Consider the following 21,926-nt stretch of genomic DNA (forward strand, 5'->3'; position numbering starts at 1 on the left):
GTAGCTGTAAGGTAGCTAAAATAACCTATTGGGGTAGCATAAAAAGTAGGTAAAATTATGGCACAAAGAATAAAATCTAAAAAGTATCCTGGTGTTTATTATAGAGAGCTAAGTAATGGTGATAAGTCGTATGATATAACTTATAAAGTTGATAATAAAAAAGTTTGGCTAAAAATAGGCTTACATAGTGAGGGTATAAGAGAAGCATACTGTCATCAAAAAAGAAATGAAATAGTAACTAAGCAAAGATTAGGAGAAGAACTACCTCATATAGCATCAAAAAAGACTTCTAAGACACTATTAGAACTTGCAAAAGAGTTTTATGATTATAAAGAGCTTTATAACAAACAAAATAAAAAAACCAGATCAAGAGTAGAAAATAGACTAAATGGACACTTTATTGGCACTAAAGCTGTTAAAACAATAACAAAAGCTGATATGGAAAACTTTCAAGTAGAAATACAAAAAGATCTTATGCCTGCAACAGTTAATTTTATAATACAACAAGTAGGTGGAATATTTATTTGGGCGATAGAAAATGAAATACTTGATAAAAACCCTTGTAAAGGAATAAAAAAACTAAAAGTAAATAACTCAAGACTTAGATACCTTGAAATAGATGAAATAAAAATACTTACACAAACTCTTAAAAATGATAAGATAGCATACTACTTTGTAATGCTAAGTTTAGCTACAGGAGGAAGACTACAAACGATATGCCATATAAAACCATCTGACATAAAAGAAAATGGAACAATAAAACTATATGATTTTAAAAACAATAGTGAGTACTATGGATTTTTAAATGAAGAACTTAAAAAAGAAGTAGAGCAGTTTATATCTGAATTAAACATAAAAAAAGATGACTATCTATTTAAAACTACAAAAAATCAAAACTATACAAATCAATACTACTATAGAAAACTACAACCTATCTTTGATATTCTTTTTAATCCAGAGGGAACAGAACCCTTAAATAAAGTAACTATTCATACACTAAGGCACACATTTGCAAGTCAACTAGCTATAAATGAAACACCAATACTTACAATTAAAAAACTTATGAATCATAATGATATAAATGCAACGATGAGATATGCAAAGTTAAGTAAGAGTAGTGGAGAGAAGCATGTGGATGCTTTTATTAATAATATACTATAAAACAATTTTATAAGTTTTATAACTTGACTACACTAAATGAAACATAGAAATTAAAACTATAAAGTCCGTATAGATGAATTAAAAAAGGAGTTGTCTTTTTTGAAGATAATCAATATATTATTGTCTCTAGGAATGATTTTATTGGTTTATAGAATTTAATAATATTTAAAAGTATAAATATAGCCTGTATGGTCAATCCTGTATAAGTTGTTTTTAGATATAATATTAACCTAATTACAATTAGTATTTTTAAATTGTACAAAATACTTAACAAAATGTAATATTTTTTAAAAACTAGTTAAAAATTTGTTATATTTTCTTTGAGAAAATAAAAAAGGCAAAATATTATGACAATGCAAGTAAAATCAAAATTATTTCAAAATAAAACTTTAGGTGATTATTATTGGGCTTATTCTGATATTCTTAGAGATATAGGTATTAATGAATCAACTTATGACCAAAGAATTTTGGCTTTTATGGCTTTAAAACTTTTGATTGATAATAAAAAATTAAAATTTAATTTCGAATATGATAACAAATTTGGTTTAACAACTGCACTTTATAATAAATATAAAAAAGATAATACAAAGTCTACATTTTTAAATATAGTTCAAAATATTGAAAGCTTTGGACAAAATCTAAATTATTTTAAACAAGAAAGCAAATATAATCCAGATATTTCTACAAATATATTAACTTATTTAAATCATTTTAAAACATTTGAGCTTGAAAGATATATTCAAGAACTACCAAATGACTATCTTGAAAATGTATTAGATATTTATACATGCAGGGCTAATTTTAAAGATTATCCAAAAGAGTTATATAAAGACTTATATGAAACTACAATATCTAGAATGAAAAAACTAAGTGGTGATTTAACAGGTCAACATTTTACACAAAAATCAATTATTCATTTGATGTGTGAAGCATCATCAATAGATGTTCGTACGAGAGAAAAAATTGCGATATATGATCCAACATGCGGGACTGCAAGTATGTTGATTGAATCAGCCCATTATTTTTATAACAAAAATAAAAAGCAAGATATAGAAGTATATGGACAAGAACTTCACGGACAAACATGGCTATTAGCAAAAATATTTCTAGAAATTAGTTCTATTGATGGTAAAAAACAAGGAATTAAAAATACTATTGCTTATGGAAATACTTTAACTAATCCTGCCTTTGCAAAAGGAATTGACAATCATAAAAGTTTCGATTTCATCATAGCTAATCCGCCATTTGGTGTAGACTGGAAACATAACTATGAAGATATATTTAATAATATGAAAAAAGATTCTGAAAGTGATTTTTTTGTAATAAAAGATAAAAATAAAATTATAACTCCTAAAAAATCAGATGGACAATTTTTATTTATGCAACATATACTTAAACTTATGCAATCTGAAAAAGGCAAAGGTAAAAAAGCTCAAGCAGCTATTATAAGTTCATCTACACTTATAAGTACAGGGAGTGAAACAAGTAGTGAAGCAAAGATAAGAAAAGCAATATTTAATACTGGTTTTGTAAATGCTATTTTAGAACAACCTAATGCAATGTTTACAAATACAGATATTAGCTCTCATATTTGGTTCCTAGATAGTGACAAAAGTGATTCTATAAAGATAGTAAAAGCAGATACAAAAGAAGATGAACTTTTTAGTGGACATCCTATGCCAAAAGATAAGATGAAACATAGCTATAGTGAAAAAAATATTAAAGATATCATAAAATATATTCAAAGAAAAAAAGATTATGAACATATTTCAAAAACTATAAAATCTAAAGACAGATATGAGATAAATATATCAAATGAAATAGGCTTCAAAGATGATAGTGAAGATGTAAGTTTTGATGAACTTACAAATGAGTTAAATATGCTTATGAAACAGATGTGTGATGAGTTTCAAAATAATCCACTATTTGGGATAAAGTAGATGATAGGTACTTTAGATAGTCAAGTTATTGAAAAGTTTAAAGAGTTCCAAACTGAAACGAACCAGTATAATGATTTGAATATTGAAGATGTTGAGTTTGACAAGAAAACAATCAGTGATGTTATTGATGAATTTATTAAAGGTTCAACTCCAAAATATTCATCAATTTCGACAAATACTATTGTGATAAAATCAGGACAAGCTAGAGGTAATTACAATGTGTTTGATTTTAAAAATACAGCTTATTTAGATTTAACCAAAGTAAAAAATCCAAAATATTTACAGAAAGGTGACATTTTAATCAATACGACAGGTGTTGGTACCGCAGGTAGAGTAACTCTTTTTGATCTTGACGGGGGTTATGTATCTGATAGCCATATTACAGCTCTGAGATATGATTTAAACAGTTTTAATAAATTTTATTTGCTTCATTTTTTTGTGAATTATGGTTTTAAAAAGCTTGAGGCTATGGCTGAAGGTTCTGGTGGACAAGTAGAGTTAAGTATGGATAAGATTAAGCCTTTAGTGATTCCAGTTCCAAAAGACTATAATGAAAAATGTAAATCAATAGATATTCAAAAAGCTATCGTTGAATTTTTAGAGTTTTGGAAAATAAACTATACAGATGTTTTTAGACAAACCGTTACACACCAAAAACCAATATTAGAAAAAATAAAAAAAGCTTTAATTCCTGCAACTTTTAGACATGACAAAACTATTGTAAAAAGTTTTAATGAGTTTACAAAATCAAATAATTATAAAATAAAACTTGAAGAAGTTACGTTCAAAAAAATAGATTTTTTTAATATTAAAAAAAATGATTTACTATCTCCTAAAAAACTAGAGAAAAATCAAGATTTAATCTTACAAAACTCTTCAAATAATGGTTACCCAGTCTATTCTGGTGCTATAGAACAATTGTGTAAAGTTGATGAATCAAAGTATCCAAATAAAATATTTGTACCAAATTATCAAAATCCAGATATTTCCTTTGCAAATAACGGTGATGGCTCTGCAGGTAGAAACTTTTTTGTACATACAGATAAATACTTTGTTAATCAAGAGAGAACAGTTATATCATTTAAAAATGATAATGACTTTTATAGTTTATATATTTTAAATCAAATCATTAACATGAGAGATAAATATAGTATGAATCGTGAAAATCGACCAACACCAAAAGATTTACCAAAATTTGGTATAGAAATAACTCTTCCATCTCACAATACACTTTCTTCGTTTGATATACAAAAAATATTAGTTGAATTTTGGGAAATGATTTTAAATAATATGGATGAAAGATTTACAAAATTTGATAATATAGAAAGATTGACAGATAAAGTTGATGAAGCTTTTTTATATAGAACTTTTAGCAAAATAGAATGGAGATAATGATGGCAAAAGAAGAAATATATAGCCAAATAGACAAATTCAATATTAATATAGTAAATTCAAAAGAAACTAAAAACAATAAATATTACTATATTAATTCAGATGAAGCATTGATAAAATCACAATTTATAAATGAAATACAAAATGATACAGTTATTAAAGAAAAATTAGATTCTATAGAAACTGTGATGGATTTATGTTTTGGTAGTGGGAATTTAACTTCACATATATTGCTAGAAAATCAAATAGAATATCAAAATATTATTTTAAATGATTACTTTTTAGATGAATGTAATCAGGAATTAGAAAATTTATTAGAAAATTGTGAATTGAACCAATGTAATTTTTTTAATTCTGATTGTTTTGAAGAAAATAGTGTTGATTTGCTTATTTTTAATCCTACTCATGGCGGTAAACCAACAAAAAAAGACTTTATTAATAAAGAAAATAAAGATTTTGATGCTTTAAATAAAACATTATCTAAAATATTAAAGCCTAATTCACTTGTTATTTTTAGAGGTTGGAAAGAAGATTTTCAAGAATTGATATTCTCTGAATTTAAATATAAAAAAATATATTTAGATGGAAGTCAGTCTTTATATGTTTGCTACGACATAGAGGCTGAAGAGAAAGTTTGCTATGAATATACAAATAATGAATTTATAGAAAATGAAAATTGTGAAATAGAAAAAAGTTCTAATGAAGAAGATTTAGATATTGGAGAACTTATGGAAGAACTAGAAGAAAATAAAACAGAAAATGATTTTAATGGTGTTCTTAAAACTGAATCGACGAATGTGAATAAAATTCAATTAGACAATACAAAAATAAAAAAAAGAAAATTTTCAGATGAAGTAAAAGGTAATTTAAATTTTCCGTATAAAAACATTCTTTTCAAAGGTGTTCCAGGTACAGGGAAAAGTAGAGCTATAAATGAGATTATCAGAAACAAATTAGAACTAGCAAAAAATGATAAAAATGTATTGAGAATTAATATTCACTCTGCATCTTCAAATAGTGATCTAATGCAAGGTATAGGAATATCTACAACTAATAATGGAAATATAAAATATAGTGAAAAACAAGGTCTTATTCTAGATATCATTAAAAGAGCTACATTCAATCCAAATCAACCTTTTGTTTTAATACTTGAAGAGATACAAGAAAATAGTCTAAATGAGCTTATTGGTGATTTAATTTATTTAATTGAAGATGATAAAAGAGCAAAATTAATTGCAGACAATCTAGAATATGAAACTTATGAAGAACTTGTAGATAAATTAGTAAAAAAAGATGATACTTTAGATTATGTTGAAATACCTTATCTTGTAAATGATAGCACAGATTATAAGAAAATGATAATGCCAAATAATTTATATATTTTCTGTACATCAAATTATAGAGATGATAAAAAGGTCATAGAAGATAATTTATTAAGAAGATTTGAAGTTATTGAAATTTATCCAAAGGAAACTATTGTTAATGATTATGCAAAAGATTTTTTTGATAAATTAAATAAATCAATTAATACTATTATGGAAAAACAAGGAGAAATTCATCCTGATAGATTTTTAATAGGTCATGCTATTTGGAAAGATGTTAAAGATAAAGAAGCATTTTATAAAGCATTTTCTAAATTGATAATAGAGTTTAAGGACATAAGAGAAATAGAATTTGACATTTTTAAATCTATCGTTGAAGATTTGCCTTTTCCAGCTGATCTAAGTATTAATGTTGAAAATAGTTACTATGAAATGATTAAAGATATACAATCGAAAATCAAATATGAATTCATCGATTAATATAATCTTTTTAAGAGAAAATGAAAAAAATATTTTCCAGACTCTTAAAGAACAAGGGATAGATTCTTCTAAATTTGAGCATCATTTCATTGATTTATTCAATAAAATGTATAACAATGAAGTGGGCTATTATATCTTTGAACAAGATGAAAAGATTTATAAAATTATTGTTTTACCTAAAACTATAGAAGAAAAAAATCCTACTGCTCAAAAAGAATTTGTTGATTATTTACTTCACTATTATAGAGTAAATAATAAATACAAATTTGATAAAACAAAGCAAATACCAAATTCACTTTTAAGTTTGGCGTTTGAATCAAACAATCAAAAAGAAAATAATGCACATAATCCAATAGAAGTATTTGAATACTATAAATACAAATCTATTATTGATAAAATAGAAATATTTTTTAAGCGACATAAAAACTATAAAAGAGTTCAAGTTGATTATAAATCACAAGACATAAAATATAAACTAAATCTATCAAAAAATATAAAAGAACTAGATAATACAAAAATACATCAAGTTCAAAATAGAGATTTAATGTATTCAGAAATAGCAACTATATGCTATGGGGCATTAAAATTGTTTTCAAAAAAAAGAATAGAAGCTATTAAAGATAGTAAATATCAAAAAGAACTACATCAAAACACCCAAAAAGTTGTGTCCTTTATAGCTAAAAAATATAGTTTTGATAAAGGGTATAAATTTACTTTATCAAAACTAGGTAATTTTAAAACATCAAAAATATTTAGCAAGAAAAGTGATATGAAGCTTTTATTAGTAGATATTAAATCATTATTTGGTTTTGAGCAAATGTATGATGATAGTGAGATAGCAGTAACAAATAGATATGATCTAAAAACAACATCATTTTTTATAAATCCTACAAGTTTTTATGAATGGTATGTTTATGATATATTAAAAGATTTTGCTTATAAAAATAGTTATAAAATTTTATTTGATAAGCATAGTAATAAGGAAAACAAAACAACCGTTGAATATGATTTAATTTCAAATGAATATGGCAAAGATAAAGAAAGAAGTGCAAATCCTGATTATGTATTATTAAATGAATCAAAAAACATAAAAATAGTACTAGATGCAAAATGGAAAAGTATTAATAGCTTAGGAAAAATTGATTCAAATGACTTCTTAAAATTACAAAGAGATGCTTTATTGTTAAAAAAACTAGAATCAAAAATAATTCCTTATTTAATATATCCATATTACTTGAATAATCAAGATCATATTAGTATTTTAAAAGATGATGATTCATTGTTTAATTTTGGTATTTTACAAATAGATATGAATTTTACTGAAGAAAATAATAGTATAGATTTTAAATATGATTTTGAAGAAATAGAAAAACAGATTGAATTAGATAGTAGAGAAGCTATTATAAAAGAATCTACACAAGAATTTATTGAAGATATTGAAGATAAAAGAAGTGAAGTAATAACAAAGCTATTAAATAGTGAAAATTTTGAAGATAAGGAAGAAATTTTTGCACAACTTGATGATGCTTTAATTAAATCATCAGATAAATTATTAGAATCACTAGAAGAAAAAATTTCCCCTGAAGTACAAAATATTCTAGATATTTATGAAAATGTATTAGAAGAAGATAGTATAAAATTCCTAAAATCATCATCTTCTATTTATAATTACTATAAAGATAAAAATTTTGAACATTTTGATTATTCTATGCCTGCTAGTGGTTTATGGAAATTAGTAGAATTAGAGCTAAATACATCTTTTTCATGGTTTCTTAGAATAAAAAGTAATGTATGTGATAATACTTGTCCATGGACAAATATATCTAATTCAAGAAGAAGTATTACTCAAGATTTAGAAAATGGGAAAAGAGTAAAATTAAATCAATATGAGTATAATGATAATACTAAACTGCAAGGTTTGATGTTAGGTAGTATTAGTTTATTATTACAAGATAACAATACGATAGTTGAATTTGATGAAATAACTAATATTGATAGAACTTTTTTTGTATTGGAATTAATTACTTTTATGAAAAAAGTTATAAATTTACGAAATGAACATGCACATATAAAATCCATGTCTTTAGTAAAATATGAAGAGTTATATAATCTTCTTTTTAATGATAAAAAGGTAAATAGATTACTTGATATGAAAAAAACAATAATAAAAGAAATTAAACAATTATAATAAATTGACTCAAAACTAAATTAATCGAGTGTTTAGATAACAAGTAATAAATTTACAAGCATAGGTTGTTAAGATTCCCACCTTTTTTGTCTCAGTTGTCTTCACTTATTCAAGTTAATTTTGCCGTTCATCTTTGGCCATGTCAAAATGATTTGGTAGGGAATGGCTCCGAAGTGAAGACAACTTGCCCTTATACTACTTTGAATTTAACAAAGTAGTATAGGACAAGTTAGTCTATAATGTGCTAATGACTCGGCTTTTGCAGGACACTACGCTACGACTTAAGTAGATTATTGTTCAGCTCTTAATCTACAACATAATTACACTAGACGGCTCCCCTTATCTAATAACCTATATATTTAAAAATCTAGTAAAAGTGTCATTACTTCTTTAAAAACCTCTGTTTTATATATTAACTAGTAAATATATAGGAATGTTCTTGCTACTGCTTTCGCAGATGAGCGGGCATCTCCAAGGTGAATCGTACCACATACACTTCCTCACACCTTGCTGATTTGGTCTCTTATTTATTTGGCTGTGATTATTTTCGGTGAGTTCATTCTCACCTTATGCAAGTTTTTATTTTTTATTGTAAGATTTCGCTTACTGTACAGTCCTTACATTCTACCGCTTATATAGTTTTTATGAACATTGCTTTATCCTCAACATTTAAGTTGATTTTTTTGAAATTTTTTGGATTAAAAGCTTGAAATTTATTTAGATATTTGTTAAGATGTTATACTTTTTAGCAATTCTTATAGTCGCCAAACTAACAAGGAAGAATTGCTAGAACCTCCTTGTCTTGAGATATTAATAGTCCACTTTTATACATTGTTTACTTTTCTCAAGTTGATAATTAACTACATTTTGAACAGGAAACATAATCCCTTTTTTTGCTTCAATGAATTCTGGACAGTCAATTGCTGCTTTTCTTCTTTCATCAAGAGTTCTTGTACTTATTCCTAAAGCTTCAGCACAATCTTTTGATGTAAGCATTACTCCATACTTGGAGATTAAAGCTTGTAGCATTGATGTAAAAATGATTTCAGATGAAATATTCAAAACATTACCTTGTACATAAAAATGAAATTAAGTTTTGAAATTGAAAGTAAGTCGGCAAACTCATAATTCAATTGTAAATACTTAGAGCTCAACAATATCAGGCGATATTGTTATAAGAGCCTTATTCGCTTGCCGAGCTCTAAATATTTATGGATGAGAGAAGTTTAATAAGTTTAAAGATTTAAAAATAGGGGATTATTTATAAATTTTTATCTAATTCAATTTGGGGCTTTTCTGTAAGCTGTTTAAAAAAGCTTTTCTTATCTTTTTCTTGAAGGATTCGTTTAATATCAGAGTTGTATTTATATACAGTAGATACAATATTCTTATTAATAGTTTTAGTGATTTGAGTGTTTGAATATTTTCCAATAAAGTGATAATAAGCTATATAAATATAATATTCTACTTTTTCAATTAGTTCATCATAAGATTTAACTGTATTCAAAAGTTTTGGATAAAAAACTACTTCTTTTTGTATTTTCTCATCTATATTTTTACTGTTACCATTAATAAGTTGCGCACAAAAGAATTTAGTCATAAATGTAGGAATCCTAGGGTACTGTTCTATTTCATTTTTAAATTCATCGTCAAAACCTTCTTTTCTTGTTGAAAGAAGTACTTCTTCTATATTTGTACCTGTTAAATTATTATCTAAAATTAGTTGTATAATAATTCTAAATTCTTCAAAGGTTAGTAAAATCTTTTTTAATTCAGTGTGCTTGATTGATATAGGTTTATTAAAATATGAAATATAATCAGTACGATAATAAAAGTTAGATTTTAAAAGGTTTGTTAAAAAGTTAACTTTTTTCTGATGTTCTAAGCTATCCCAATATAAATCAATAGCAAGTAAATCTTTTTCATTTTGAAATACTTCATGCTTATCTAATTCACATAATAAAAAGTCTCGTAAAATTGGCTCTATATCTTCAAACATTAATATTCTCCAAAATTTTTGTAAAAAATCATAACTTATAATGTTTTTTATTGCAATCGTCATATAGCGATATTTATGTTGCAATATGTAATAATTTTAAAATGACTTAGAAAAATAGTGTAAAATTGATTTAATAAATCAAAGGGGTCAAAATGCAAGAAGAAATATCACTAAAAGAAGCATCAAGTTTTATGTCAAGTTGGGTTTCAGATTATAAAAAAGAACAGAAACAAGACAAATATCAATCTATGCTAGATAAATTTAGTAAAGAAGACTTAGTGAAAAACTATGAAGAGCTATTATATGAAAAATTTATACTAGAAGATAAAATAAATTCTTTAGAAGATGAAAACAAGATCTTAAAAGAAGAGAATGAACGACTTAAAGTAAGTTTGTTAGTTTCTACTAATAGTTAGTGTTAAATAAAACTTAAACAAGTGCCATTTTTCACTAATTTTCATCAGAAATTAAAATAAGAAGAAAATCAAATGAAAGAAAAAGATTTAATCAACTACGCAAAAACTTTACTAAATAATACTCTAACACTTGATGAAAAAACTATAAGTGAACTTGCATATGAAGAAATAAAATCTAAGAAAGCACTTTTAGAAGATGTCTTTCTTAGAAACAAAAATAAAGACAAGAAAGCATTTTTCATATTTGGTGGATATGGTTCAGGTAAAAAAGAGTTTGCAAGTGCATTAAATGAACTTTATCAAATTGATTTTATAGAGCATACAGAAATTAAAAAATATTGTAAATACTATAATGGTTCAAATTCACATTTATTTGATAAAGCAAGTTTAGAGGGTGTTAATATTCTTATGGATACTGTTTTAAATAAAAGGTACTCTTTTATTTTAGATGGTACTTTTTTTGAGTTTATAGATAGTGCGTTAGAAAAGAATTATGATATTGAAATAAATTTTGTATATAGACCTTTAGATATTGCAATAAAGAGTATAGAGATACTTGAAAACACTTTTTACAGTGGGTTCATAAGCTCTATAAATGCTGTAAATACAATAAAAGAAAAACACTCAAATGTAAGAGTAAATTTTTATGATCTTCATAATGATCTAATTTTGAAAAATATTAATAGTTTAGATGAAGTTATTAACAAGAGTGAAGTTATGCAAAATGATATTAAATTTGCAAAAGATTTTTTATTAAAAAATTGTGATTTGGCTTTTAGAAAGCTGCAAGAGGTAATAAATACAGATTATCCAATAAAGAAAATAAAGTTATCTGATACTATGAAAAAGAACTTAGATAAATTAGGGATAAAATATAGTGAGTAAAAATATTGAAAAAAGAAACAAAAAATGAAAATAGATATATTAAGTGATTTACATATAGATTTTTATTTTAATCCTAAGGAAAAAATAGAAGATGCACAAATAAAAAAACTATATGAACCTATTATTAAAAAAGATAATAGAGAAATAGGTGATGTTCTTATTGTTCCAGGAGATATAGGACACTATAATCATCAAAATATAAAAGTATTAAAATACTTTAAAGAACACTATTATAAATATATAATCTGTATTCTTGGAAACCATGATTATTATTTAGTTTGTAAAGATTCAAAACTTCAATTTAAAGATTCATTTGCAAGAACTGAAGAAATGAGATTAAGAATTAATAGAGAAGATAACTTATATTGTCTTGATGGAAATATAATAGAAATAGAGGGAATTAAATTTGGTGGTTGTGATTCTTGGTATAACGATGGTTATTTAAAGAGAAAATATCCTAATGAAAATTTTCCAGTTAAATCAACTAATCAAATGTGGCATAACTGTATGAATGATTCTAACTTTATATTAGGTATAGAAAATTTTAATGACATATTTGAAATTGAGAAACCTAAGATTGAAGCAGTTTATAAAAATTGTGATGTAATGATAACTCATATAAATCCATCATGCAAAGATGAAAACATAAGTGAAAGATATCAAAAGAATCAAACAAATACATTCTTTACTTTTGAAGGAGAAGAGTATTTAAAAAATGGTTCTATGAAATATTGGATATTTGGCCATACTCATGAAGAACTTGAGTATGAAGAACATAATGTTAAATGTATCTGTAGTCCATTTGGATATCCTAATGAAAGTGGATTTGGTGTATGGGTTAATATTAGACAAATAGAGGTTTAAGATGAATAAAGAACCAATTTATATTATAGGTGATGTTCATGGCTGTTATAAAAGTTTATTAGCTTTAATAGAACAGTTTCCAAATAAACAAAACTCCAAAATTTGTTTTGTGGGTGATTTAGTTGATAGAGGATCTAATTCTAAAGCTGTACTAGATTTTGTAAGAGATAATAACTATGATTGCGTATTAGGAAATCATGAAAAATACTTTATTGAATACTCTCAATATTTAGAGAAAAGATTATCATATTTTGACATAAAAAGTTGGTTTGGTAAAAATGGTGGGAAAGAGACTATTAATTCATATAGAGTAAATGGGATATTAGATGAAGCAGCTCATTTAGATCATGCAAAATGGTTACAATCATTACCTTTATATCTTGAATACAAAGATATGAAAATTAAAAATAGATATCTGGTTGTTTCACACTCACATGTTTTTGATAAATGGAAATATAAAGATTATCCAAAAGATTCAAAAGAGTTTATGTCTTTTGAAAATACAGTTTTAAATTCAAGATTTAAAAATTGTGATAATTTAGAAATATTTAATGTTTATGGACATACTCCTACTCAAAATCCAATATTAGAAGATTATAAAGCTAGCATTGATTTAGGTTGCTGTTATAAAGATATAGATGCTAATGCTAAGCTATGTGCTTTAGAATTTCCAAGTATGAAGATTTTTATTCAAGAGAATATAGAAGAATAGTGCTAGGTAAAAATTACCTGATATGTTGTTGTTTTTATTTCAAAATGTAATTTTTTTGATAAAAAAGAAAGATTAATGTTATAATTTATAAAAATTATAAAGGTTATCCTATGGACGAATTAGAACCAAATTATGAAATTCAAGTATTCAAAAAAGGTGAACACTATTGTATAAATAGTTATTATACTTATAGTGATAATGAAACTACTGCATTAAGTGAAGGAATTGAACATTTTAAAGATATTTTTCCAGTTGATTCTTATGATTTTATAGTAGAATATTGTGGAGAATTTCAAAGCGATAGAGCTTATGAAATGTCTCTTGATTCAAATCTTTAAAAGGAGCTTTTGTGATTAAAAATTTAGATTTACTAAAAGAAGTATCTTTTAATCAAGAGAAAGATCTTCAAGAAGCAAATAGAATGCTTATTGAAGTTCAAAAATCTGATTTACCACAAAAAGATAAAGAATTAAAAACTAAAGTTCTAAAAGATATCATTAGAAATATAAAAGAGGTTTTTTAATATCTCTTTTATATTAATTATCTATAAAATTAATACAAACACTATAATAAGAATAAAAAATAGATATAGAAATACTAAGTTTTAGCTAATGTTTCTAATTTTTTGTATATTCTACTAAGTTGTTGTGATTTAACTGTTATATCTGGAGCAAAAAAGGATATTGATTCCCTTATTGATATGATAAAACATAAAAAATCTATGGATCCAATAACTTTATAAAAATTTATTGGTTTACCATAGTCCCCATCACTGTATTCACCATGTAATATACCATGACGATTAGTCTTATCTTCTAATGAATATTTTTGAGATTTTATGTATAAGTTATTTGTTGCAAAGTTCTTAAAAGATTCTAACATAGGTATTATTTCTGAGACCATACCTAACTGGTTTTTTTCAACATCATTTTTTGTGTGTTCTGATAATTTTATAAATATCGGTTTAATATATTCCTCTTGAATACCTTTTGATTCAGCTATTTTTCTAGCTACACCTTCTACCACAGGTATTAGTCCTGAAACAGCAATATGATGTAGACCAAGAAAATGAGCTTTAATTGATTCACTAATAATTTGAGAATATTCAGATATTATTGGAACAAAGGGGTATCTATGCACAACCATTGCTGATAACCCATCAGCATTATAAATATGAGAAAGTAATTCTTCTAAGTTATTATGTTCATTTAGATTTACATCCTTAATAATATCTATAAGATAACCAATCCTAACATATGGTGGGATGAACCAACCTACATCATTGAATGTTTTTTGAAAAAAATCCATTATATTCTCCAACATCATTATATTTATTAAATTATATATAAAATAGCCTAAAACCTATTAAATAATATTTATAAAAATATTATTTTAATTTATGATATATATATTAAAATCAAAACTTAAATAAATTTTCAAAATTTTATAAAATATTGCGGTACAAATTACGGTGATAATTTGGGTGCAAAAAGAGGTGTCAAGTTGGGTATAAATTGCGGTAGAAATTTGTGGCCACACTTGGCAAACTCGCTTACTCTTTTTTATAATATCTTTTATGGTTAAATTTTATTTCATAAAAAATACCCTTTATTTATCTTCTAAAAATTTATAATATTTTGCTACTTAGTTTTTTATTTTCAAGGAAGGTAATTATGCAACAAAAAAGAAATAAGAGAAAGCCTAAAGAAGAACTTTTATCTAGTATTAGTGATTCTATAATATTACTTTTAAATCATTTGTATCCAGTTTCAGAACAACTTAGAATTATAAATAAGACTTTACCTAAGAACTGTAGTGTTTCTGAAAAAACATATTTAAAGTATTTAAAAACTTATCTCAAATCTGACTATATAAAATATAAAAAGAATATATTTTTTGCAAATAATATGCAAGAGATGATAAGAGTTATTCTTGCTTTTAAAACATATGAAGAACAATTTGAGAATTTTAAGTTTAAAAAATTTAGAAGTGGTAATACTGAATTCAATCTATCATTAGAAGACTACATATACTTTTTTGAAGAATATTTTGAAAAAGAAAAAGATATTTATATAAAAAAATAGTTCCATAAAAATTTACTAATTTCTATATATGGGTAGCTATAGGGTAGCTAAGAAGAGAATTTTACTCTCCTCTTAATCCTTTTCTCATTGCTTCAAGTACTGAATTATCGGCTTTTGTATTAGTAAATAGCTCAAATGCAAGTAAGCCCTGAAATAAAAGCATATCTTCCCCATCTTTTATTTCACAGTTATTCTCACGTGCCAAAGCTAAAAAGGGTGTGATTTTTCCATATACACAATCAAAAGCATACGAAGCTTTTTTCAGTATTGGCTCTAAAATCTCTCTATCACAAGGTAAGTATTCATCTTTTAATCCAGCGCTTGTTGAGTTTACTACTAAATCATAATCTTCTGCTTGAAAATCATCCCAAGAATAAGCAAGGATATTCTCTTTTTTAAAGAAATCAAGTTTTCCTTCACTTCTATTTAACACAGTTACTTTAATACCTTTTTCTTGAAGTGCTAAAGCAATAGCTTTTGCAGTACCTCCTGCCCCTAAAAGTAGGACATTTTTTACAGTACCAAAAGATTCAATTGCTTTTATAAAACCTGGAGCATCTGTATTATAAGCAATAACTTTTCCATTTTCATTTATATAAGTATTTACAGCTTCTATTTTTTGTGCTATTCCTCTAACTTCATCTGCATTTCTATATGCAAACTCTTTATGAGGGACAGTAATATTTGCACCTTTATAGTTGCTTTGTAAAAAAACTTCTTTTATTTTATTTCCATCTTCAAGATGATGTTTTTGATATAGTCCATTAAAGTTGATTTCTTTTAAACCTGCATTTTGCATTTGAGGTGATTTTGAATGTTCAACTGGGTTTCCAAATATTGCAAATAAATTTTTATTTTCACTCATACTTATCCTTTATTATGGGGATTTTATCAGAAATAATATTAGAATAGATTAAAGTTTAATCTTCACATAGTAAAATAAAAAAGAAATAACTACTAGGAAAAATTATGTCAAAAATTGAATATTTTTTTACAGATAAAAATGATGGTAATTTAGCTTACCATGTAAATGATGATAAAGATAATGTTGATAAAAACAGAAAGAATTTAGAAGAAAAATATAATATTAAAATTGAAAATCTATTTTATATGAATCAAGTACATGGGAATAATGTAGAGCTTATAGATGAAAACTCAAATAGGGTTATAGATAGTTGTGATGGAATTATAACTGCTTCAAAAAACTTAACACTTATGGTAATGGTTGCAGATTGTATACCTATTTTATTTATGGATAGAAAAAAAGATGTAATTGCAGCTGTACATGCAGGAAGAAACTCTACTTTTCAAAAGATTGCTCCTCTTACTGTAGAGAAGATGATTAAAAACTTCTCTTGTAAGAAAGAGGATATTGAAGTAATAATGGGACCAGCTATAAATAGATGTTGCTATGAAGTGAATGAAGAGTTAAAAAGTATTGTTGAAAATAGTTTTTCAAAGGAGTTTATTTTTGGTAACAATATTGATTTACAAGGTATAAATAAAATGTTACTAAATGATATAGGAGTAAGAAATATAAGTATATCTAATACATGTACTAAGTGTTCAGGTAAACCATATTTCTCATATAGAGTGGATAAAAAGTGTGGTAGGTTTGCTGGTCTAATTACCATCAAGTAGTCAATTATGTAAAAATTATGTAAATATCATGTCAAAATCATGTACCTTAAACTTAAATTAAAGTTAATAAGCTGAAATTATAATTATTTAAAATTTTTAAGTTTCATTTAGTTACAATTGCACTTCAATTTATATATAAAGGTTATGTAATGAGTGTAAAAGTAACTAAGACAGAAGCATTAGACTATCATAGAGTGCCAAATCCGGGGAAAGTGGCAATTTCTACGACAACTGAGTTAAATACTCAAAGAGATTTATCTTTAGCATATTCACCAGGAGTAGCTTATCCTTGTGAAGAGATTAAGTTAAATCCAGAATTAGCATATGAATATACTTCAAAAAGAAATCTTGTAGCAGTAATTTCAAATGGTACAGCTGTACTAGGACTAGGTGACATTGGTGCCCTAGCTTCAAAGCCAGTAATGGAAGGTAAAGCTGTATTATTTAAAAAGTTTGCTGCAGTTGATTCATTTGATATTGAAATTGATGCAACTGATGTTGATAAATTTTGTGAAGCTGTAAAAGCTATCTCTCCTACATTTGGAGGAATCAATTTAGAAGATATTAAAGCACCTGAGTGTTTTGAGATTGAAAAAAGATTAATTGAAGAGCTAAATATTCCTGTAATGCATGATGATCAACATGGTACAGCTATTATTACTACAGCTGCACTTATGAATGCAAGTGAAATGATGAATAAAAATGTAGAAGAGATGAAAGTAGTTGTTGTTGGTGCTGGGGCTTCAGCAATTGCTTGTTCTACTATGTATAAAGAGTTAGGTGTAAAAAATCTAATTATGTGTGATTCAAAAGGTGTTATCCACAAAGAAAGAACTGATTTAAATAAATATAAAAAAGATTTTATGGTTGATGAAGTTATGACAATGGAAGATGCTTTTACTGATGCAGATATGGTTTTAGGTCTATCTAGACCTGGAACTTTTACAAAAGAGCATATTGCTTTAATGAGTGAAGAACCAATTATTTTTACTTTAGCTAATCCAACTCCTGAATTATTTCCAGAAGAAGTAAAAGAAGTAAGACCAAAAGCAATTGTTGGTACAGGAAGAAGTGATTTTCCTAATCAAGTGAACAATGTACTTGGTTTCCCTTTTATTTTTAGAGGTGCATTAGATGTACAAACTAGAAAAATTAATATGACTATGAAAATGGCAGCAGCTAAAGCAATCGCAGATTTAGCAAAAGAGCCTCTTGCAGATGAACTTAAAAAAGAGTTTGGAGATTTAACTTTTGGTAGAGAGTATATTATTCCAGTACCATTTGATAAAAGACTTTTCATTGAAGTTTCTAGTGCAGTTGCAAATGCAGCAGTAGAAACTGGTGTTGCAAGAGTAAAAGAATTTGATTTAGAAAGTTACAAAGATAAACTATCTAAAATGATTTAAATCTTTATTTTGCTATTATTCCAATCTTTAAATAAATTGGAATTAACAAGTTCCTTTAGAAATTCTATTTTTAAAGGAACTTTATATTAGGAACAAAATGAAAGAATATATACTTTTAATTGATACTCATGACTCTAAGGGACTTGTATACAATGTCTCTAAAATCCTTTTTGCAAATAACTTAAATATTGAAACAAATGCTGAATTTGTTGATAAAGATACAAATAAATTTTTTATGAGAACTGTTATTTCAGGAGATGTAAATCCTAATTTACTTCTTAAAGAGCTAAATGAAGCTTTACCAAAAGATTCAACAATTAAATTAAATCAAAAATCTAAAAAAGATATTGTTATTTTAGCAACAAAAGAGTCTCATGTATTAGGAGATTTACTTATTAGATATATTGATGGTGAGTTAGATGCAAATATAAAAGCAGTAATTGCAAATCATGAGTATTTAAGAGATTTAGTTGAGAAGTTTGATATTCCTTTTCATTGTATTAGTGCAGATGATATGGAAAGAGAGACTCATGAGGATTTAGTTATTGAAAAAATTCAAGAGTATACTCCAGAGTTAATTGTACTTGCTAAATATATGAGAATTTTAACTCCTAAGTTTGTAAAAACTTTTCCTAAACAAGTATTAAATATTCATCACTCATTTTTACCAGCATTTATTGGAGCTAATCCATATAAACAAGCACACCATAGAGGTGTAAAAATTATTGGAGCTACTGCACACTATGTAACTGATGATTTAGATGAAGGTCCAATTATTTTTCAAGATGTTGTAAATGTTGACCATTCTTATTCTTGGCAAGATATGAGAAGAGCAGGTAGAAATGTTGAAAAAATTGTATTATCAAATGCTTTACAGCTTTTATTAGAAGATAGAGTATTTGTTTATGAAAATAAAACGGTAATTTTATAATGTTTAATATTGTACTTCACGAACCAAGAATTCCAGGAAATGTAGGAACAATAGGAAGACTTGCTTTTGCTTTAAACTGTAAACTTCATCTTATAAAACCATATGGTTTTGGTGAAATTACAGAAAAAGAAGTAAGACGTGCAGGACTTGATTATTGGTTTGATTTAGAAGTTTATGAATATGAAAATATTGAAGCTTTTTGGGCAAAGCACCCTTTAAATGAGAGACATTTTCTAGCTACTACAAAAACAGATAAACTATATTTTGAAGCAGAATATGAAGCTGATGATTATTTTTACTTTGGAAGAGAAGATGCAGGACTTCCTGAAGATATTTTAAATAAGCATAAAGAGGGTTGTATTACAATTCCAATGACAAATAATGCAAGAAGTTTAAATATCGCAAACTCTGTATCAATCGTAGCTTATGAAGCTTTAAAACAAAACTTTGGGCAGTTTAGAAAAGATTTTTCTTAAGCTTTTTTATAAGCTTTTTAACTGCCTTTAATTTTTTTTCTAACTCTTTTTTTTCATCACAATCATCACATTTTTTAGCTTTTTTATTTAGAGTTTTTCTTTTTTCGAGGAGTTTTTCTTTTAACTCTTCTATCTCTTTTTTATTCTCTTTTATCTCTTTTTCATCCCATTGAAGAATATCTTCAAAAGAGTCAATTATTTTACTTAACTTCATCTAATTCTCCTAGTTCTCTTAGGTTTTTATCTCTAATAAACATTACATTGGCAATATTTAAAAGGTTTGTACAAATAGTATATGCTGTTGATGTATCATTTATAATTGAAGTAGCCATTTTTGAAGTGATTTTTTCATCTTTAATTAAAGAATCTATTCTTCCATTATGAATTACATCTAGTTTTTGTAATCTCTCTTTATCAACTTGAATTTGAGTAGAAACTTCTAATTCATCAGTTTCACTATCACTTTCAAAATCTTTTTTTAATTCATTTACTTCAAAAATAAAAGTAACTAACTCTTCTTTAATAAATCTATACTCTTCTTTAATATACTCATTTTTACTATTTAAATAGAAGTTTACATTTTTTTGAATGTCTCTTGTATCTTTTAGTGTTTTAATTATTAGATTAGAGATAATTTTTAAATCTGTTACATATTTACTTTGTTCTTGATTCATATTTTGTTGAGAAATAAGAGCATACTCAATAATATCACTATATAAAGATTTTAACTCTTTTTGATAGATATCATCTAAGTTTGTATCAATTTTAGAGTTTTGGTTTACTACTTTTGCAATATCTTCTTTTGTATTTAGTTGACTTGTATGTACAGATAAAGCATGAAGAATTGCTTTTTGTGCATTGTCATATAATCTAATAGTCTCTTTTTGAATTGAAACCATTGCATTGTATGGTATTTTGATATTTGCTTGTGCAAGATAAAGAGGTTTTGAACTCTTTTTATATTTATCACTTATAAGTTTTTCTGCAAGAGTTACAATCTTTGAGATAAAAGGATATAAAACAATAATACCAAGAAGATTGAATAGAGTATGAAATAGTGCTAACTTCATAGTATAGTTATCTGCCGCAATGCCTAACATTGGAGATAAAAATTCAACTAAATCTCTTAATGTATAGATTAATACAACAGCAAGTAAACCTGTGAAGATATTAAATACAAAGTGAGCAAAAGCAAGTCTTTTTCCATTTTCATTTGAAGTTAAAGACCCAATTACAGCAGTTACCGTTGTACCAACATTTGCTCCAATTGCAAGAGCTAAAGCATCGATATATAAAATATTTGCACCAGCAAGTGCTGTAATAATGATTGCCATTGTGGCACTACTTGATTGTATTACTACTGTTGCAATAGCACCAATTAAAATATAAATAAAAATCCCTAAATAACCACCTACTGAATAAGCTGCTAAATCAATAGAATCTTTTAAAGTATCAAACCCTTCTTTCATATATGAAATACCAAGGAAGATAAATCCTAAACCTAAAAGAATATTCCCTAAACCTACATAAGTACTATTTTTAGAAAATCTAAAGATTACACCAAAGATAATCATTGGCATTGCATAAATAGAGATTTTTAGATTTAATCCAAAAGAAGAGACAATCCAAGCAGTTGTTGTACTACCTAGGTTTGCACCAAAGATTATAGCAATACCTTTCGCTAGCGAAATAAGTTCTACAGATAAAAAAGAGATTACTATAACAGATATTAATGAAGAACTTTGTACTATTGAAGTTGTAATAAAACCTGTTGTAAGTGCTCTTGCATTTGTGCTAGTAAACTTTTCTAAGATCTTTTCTAAAGTTCCACCAGAAAAAAGTTTAAAGCCATCTTCCATAAAGTGCATACCAATTAGGAAAATCGCGATACCAGAAAGAATGATTTTTATGTTATCTTCAGAAATAACAAAATATGCTATGATAAGCAAAATTGAGATAATTAACGTTTTTTTAACCATCGGGTATTATAATATATTTTTTTATAAAAATAAAGATTTAGGATTATTTT

General features: G+C 25.8%; 22 protein-coding genes. 16 read left to right on the forward strand and 6 right to left on the reverse strand.

What is annotated here, in order from left to right:
- Positions 1-57: 57 nt before the first annotated feature.
- From ABIV_RS06290 to ABIV_RS06310, 5 genes are all read left to right on the forward strand, one after another.
- Positions 58-1,161: a tyrosine-type recombinase/integrase gene (locus ABIV_RS06290; RefSeq protein WP_114839052.1), complete on the forward strand. Its 1,104-nt coding sequence runs from the start codon at positions 58-60 to the stop codon at positions 1,159-1,161.
- A gap of 347 nt (positions 1,162-1,508) precedes the next feature.
- Complete coding sequence (locus ABIV_RS06295; RefSeq protein ID WP_114839053.1) at positions 1,509-3,101, forward strand: HsdM family class I SAM-dependent methyltransferase; 1,593 nt, start codon at positions 1,509-1,511, stop codon at positions 3,099-3,101.
- A complete protein-coding gene (locus tag ABIV_RS06300) occupies positions 3,102-4,493 on the forward strand; it encodes a restriction endonuclease subunit S domain-containing protein (protein ID WP_114839054.1) in 1,392 nt (463 codons plus the stop codon).
- A gap of 2 nt (positions 4,494-4,495) precedes the next feature.
- Positions 4,496-6,295: an AAA family ATPase gene (locus ABIV_RS06305; RefSeq protein WP_114839055.1), complete on the forward strand. Its 1,800-nt coding sequence runs from the start codon at positions 4,496-4,498 to the stop codon at positions 6,293-6,295.
- Positions 6,279-8,483: a hypothetical protein gene (locus ABIV_RS06310; RefSeq protein WP_114839056.1), complete on the forward strand. Its 2,205-nt coding sequence runs from the start codon at positions 6,279-6,281 to the stop codon at positions 8,481-8,483. Before ABIV_RS06305 ends, ABIV_RS06310 begins: the two co-directional genes overlap by 17 nt.
- 810 nt (positions 8,484-9,293) lie before the next feature.
- Here the strand turns inward: ABIV_RS06310 and ABIV_RS06315 are convergent.
- Together ABIV_RS06315 and ABIV_RS06320 are read right to left on the reverse strand one after the other, a co-directional pair.
- Positions 9,294-9,545 carry a hypothetical protein gene (locus ABIV_RS06315; RefSeq protein WP_114839057.1) on the reverse strand — a complete coding sequence of 84 codons (252 nt, stop codon included), beginning with the start codon at positions 9,543-9,545 and terminating at the stop codon, positions 9,294-9,296.
- 199 nt (positions 9,546-9,744) lie between these two features.
- Positions 9,745-10,482, reverse strand: coding sequence for a hypothetical protein (locus tag ABIV_RS06320; RefSeq protein ID WP_114839058.1), 738 nt, complete (start codon positions 10,480-10,482; stop codon positions 9,745-9,747).
- A 152-nt stretch (positions 10,483-10,634) separates the two neighbouring features.
- Between ABIV_RS06320 and ABIV_RS06325 the strand changes: the two genes are divergently transcribed.
- The 6 genes from ABIV_RS06325 (at position 10,635) to ABIV_RS13610 (ending at position 13,882) form a co-directional block, all read left to right on the forward strand.
- On the forward strand, positions 10,635-10,898 hold the full coding sequence (locus ABIV_RS06325) for a hypothetical protein (protein ID WP_114839059.1): 264 nt from the start codon (positions 10,635-10,637) through the stop codon (positions 10,896-10,898).
- A 72-nt stretch (positions 10,899-10,970) separates the two neighbouring features.
- Positions 10,971-11,783 carry a zeta toxin family protein gene (locus ABIV_RS06330; RefSeq protein ID WP_114839060.1) on the forward strand — a complete coding sequence of 271 codons (813 nt, stop codon included), beginning with the start codon at positions 10,971-10,973 and terminating at the stop codon, positions 11,781-11,783.
- A 24-nt stretch (positions 11,784-11,807) separates the two neighbouring features.
- Positions 11,808-12,647, forward strand: coding sequence for a metallophosphoesterase (locus tag ABIV_RS06335; RefSeq protein ID WP_114839061.1), 840 nt, complete (start codon positions 11,808-11,810; stop codon positions 12,645-12,647).
- Position 12,648: 1 nt separating this feature from the next.
- Positions 12,649-13,359 (forward strand): metallophosphoesterase, encoded by a 711-nt coding sequence (locus ABIV_RS06340; protein ID WP_114839062.1) that lies wholly within the window; start codon positions 12,649-12,651, stop codon positions 13,357-13,359.
- A gap of 110 nt (positions 13,360-13,469) precedes the next feature.
- Entirely contained in the window at positions 13,470-13,697 is a 228-nt protein-coding gene (locus ABIV_RS06345; RefSeq protein ID WP_114839063.1) for a hypothetical protein, read from the forward strand.
- Between the two features lie 11 nt (positions 13,698-13,708).
- Entirely contained in the window at positions 13,709-13,882 is a 174-nt protein-coding gene (locus ABIV_RS13610; RefSeq protein WP_162917982.1) for a hypothetical protein, read from the forward strand.
- A 74-nt stretch (positions 13,883-13,956) separates the two neighbouring features.
- Here the strand turns inward: ABIV_RS13610 and ABIV_RS06350 are convergent, their stop codons facing one another.
- Positions 13,957-14,667: a hypothetical protein gene (locus tag ABIV_RS06350; protein ID WP_114839064.1), complete on the reverse strand. Its 711-nt coding sequence runs from the start codon at positions 14,665-14,667 to the stop codon at positions 13,957-13,959.
- Between the two features lie 365 nt (positions 14,668-15,032).
- Here ABIV_RS06350 and ABIV_RS06355 point away from each other — a divergent pair, with 365 nt between their 5' ends.
- Positions 15,033-15,443 carry a hypothetical protein gene (locus ABIV_RS06355; protein ID WP_114839065.1) on the forward strand — a complete coding sequence of 137 codons (411 nt, stop codon included), beginning with the start codon at positions 15,033-15,035 and terminating at the stop codon, positions 15,441-15,443.
- Positions 15,444-15,504: 61 nt separating this feature from the next.
- Here ABIV_RS06355 and ABIV_RS06360 read toward each other — a convergent pair whose 3' ends face one another.
- Positions 15,505-16,308 carry a shikimate dehydrogenase gene (locus tag ABIV_RS06360; protein ID WP_114839066.1) on the reverse strand — a complete coding sequence of 268 codons (804 nt, stop codon included), beginning with the start codon at positions 16,306-16,308 and terminating at the stop codon, positions 15,505-15,507.
- Positions 16,309-16,412: 104 nt separating this feature from the next.
- On the opposite strand from ABIV_RS06360, the gene pgeF reads away from it, so the two are divergent.
- From pgeF to ABIV_RS06380, 4 genes are all read left to right on the forward strand, one after another.
- Complete coding sequence (gene pgeF, locus ABIV_RS06365) at positions 16,413-17,084, forward strand: peptidoglycan editing factor PgeF (protein ID WP_114839067.1); 672 nt, start codon at positions 16,413-16,415, stop codon at positions 17,082-17,084.
- Positions 17,085-17,233: 149 nt separating this feature from the next.
- Positions 17,234-18,490, forward strand: coding sequence for a malic enzyme-like NAD(P)-binding protein (locus ABIV_RS06370; RefSeq protein ID WP_114839068.1), 1,257 nt, complete (start codon positions 17,234-17,236; stop codon positions 18,488-18,490).
- 97 nt (positions 18,491-18,587) lie between these two features.
- Positions 18,588-19,421, forward strand: coding sequence for a formyltetrahydrofolate deformylase (gene purU / locus ABIV_RS06375; RefSeq protein WP_114839069.1), 834 nt, complete (start codon positions 18,588-18,590; stop codon positions 19,419-19,421).
- Positions 19,421-19,897 (forward strand): tRNA (cytidine(34)-2'-O)-methyltransferase, encoded by a 477-nt coding sequence (locus ABIV_RS06380; RefSeq protein WP_114839070.1) that lies wholly within the window; start codon positions 19,421-19,423, stop codon positions 19,895-19,897. Before purU ends, ABIV_RS06380 begins: the two co-directional genes overlap by 1 nt.
- On the opposite strand, the gene ABIV_RS06385 is transcribed toward ABIV_RS06380, so the two are convergent.
- Together ABIV_RS06385 and ABIV_RS06390 are read right to left on the reverse strand one after the other, a co-directional pair.
- Positions 19,878-20,111: a hypothetical protein gene (locus ABIV_RS06385; protein ID WP_114839071.1), complete on the reverse strand. Its 234-nt coding sequence runs from the start codon at positions 20,109-20,111 to the stop codon at positions 19,878-19,880. The two genes, ABIV_RS06380 and ABIV_RS06385, sit on opposite strands and share 20 nt — an antisense overlap.
- The gene (locus tag ABIV_RS06390) at positions 20,098-21,876 is read right to left on the reverse strand and encodes a Na/Pi cotransporter family protein (protein ID WP_114839072.1); all 1,779 of its coding nucleotides are present in this window, start codon (positions 21,874-21,876) and stop codon (positions 20,098-20,100) included. Before ABIV_RS06390 ends, ABIV_RS06385 begins: the two co-directional genes overlap by 14 nt.
- Between the last annotated feature and the right edge of the window lie 50 nt (positions 21,877-21,926).

The sequence above is a fragment of the Halarcobacter bivalviorum genome, from assembly GCF_003346815.1.
Taxonomy (GTDB): domain Bacteria; phylum Campylobacterota; class Campylobacteria; order Campylobacterales; family Arcobacteraceae; genus Halarcobacter; species Halarcobacter bivalviorum.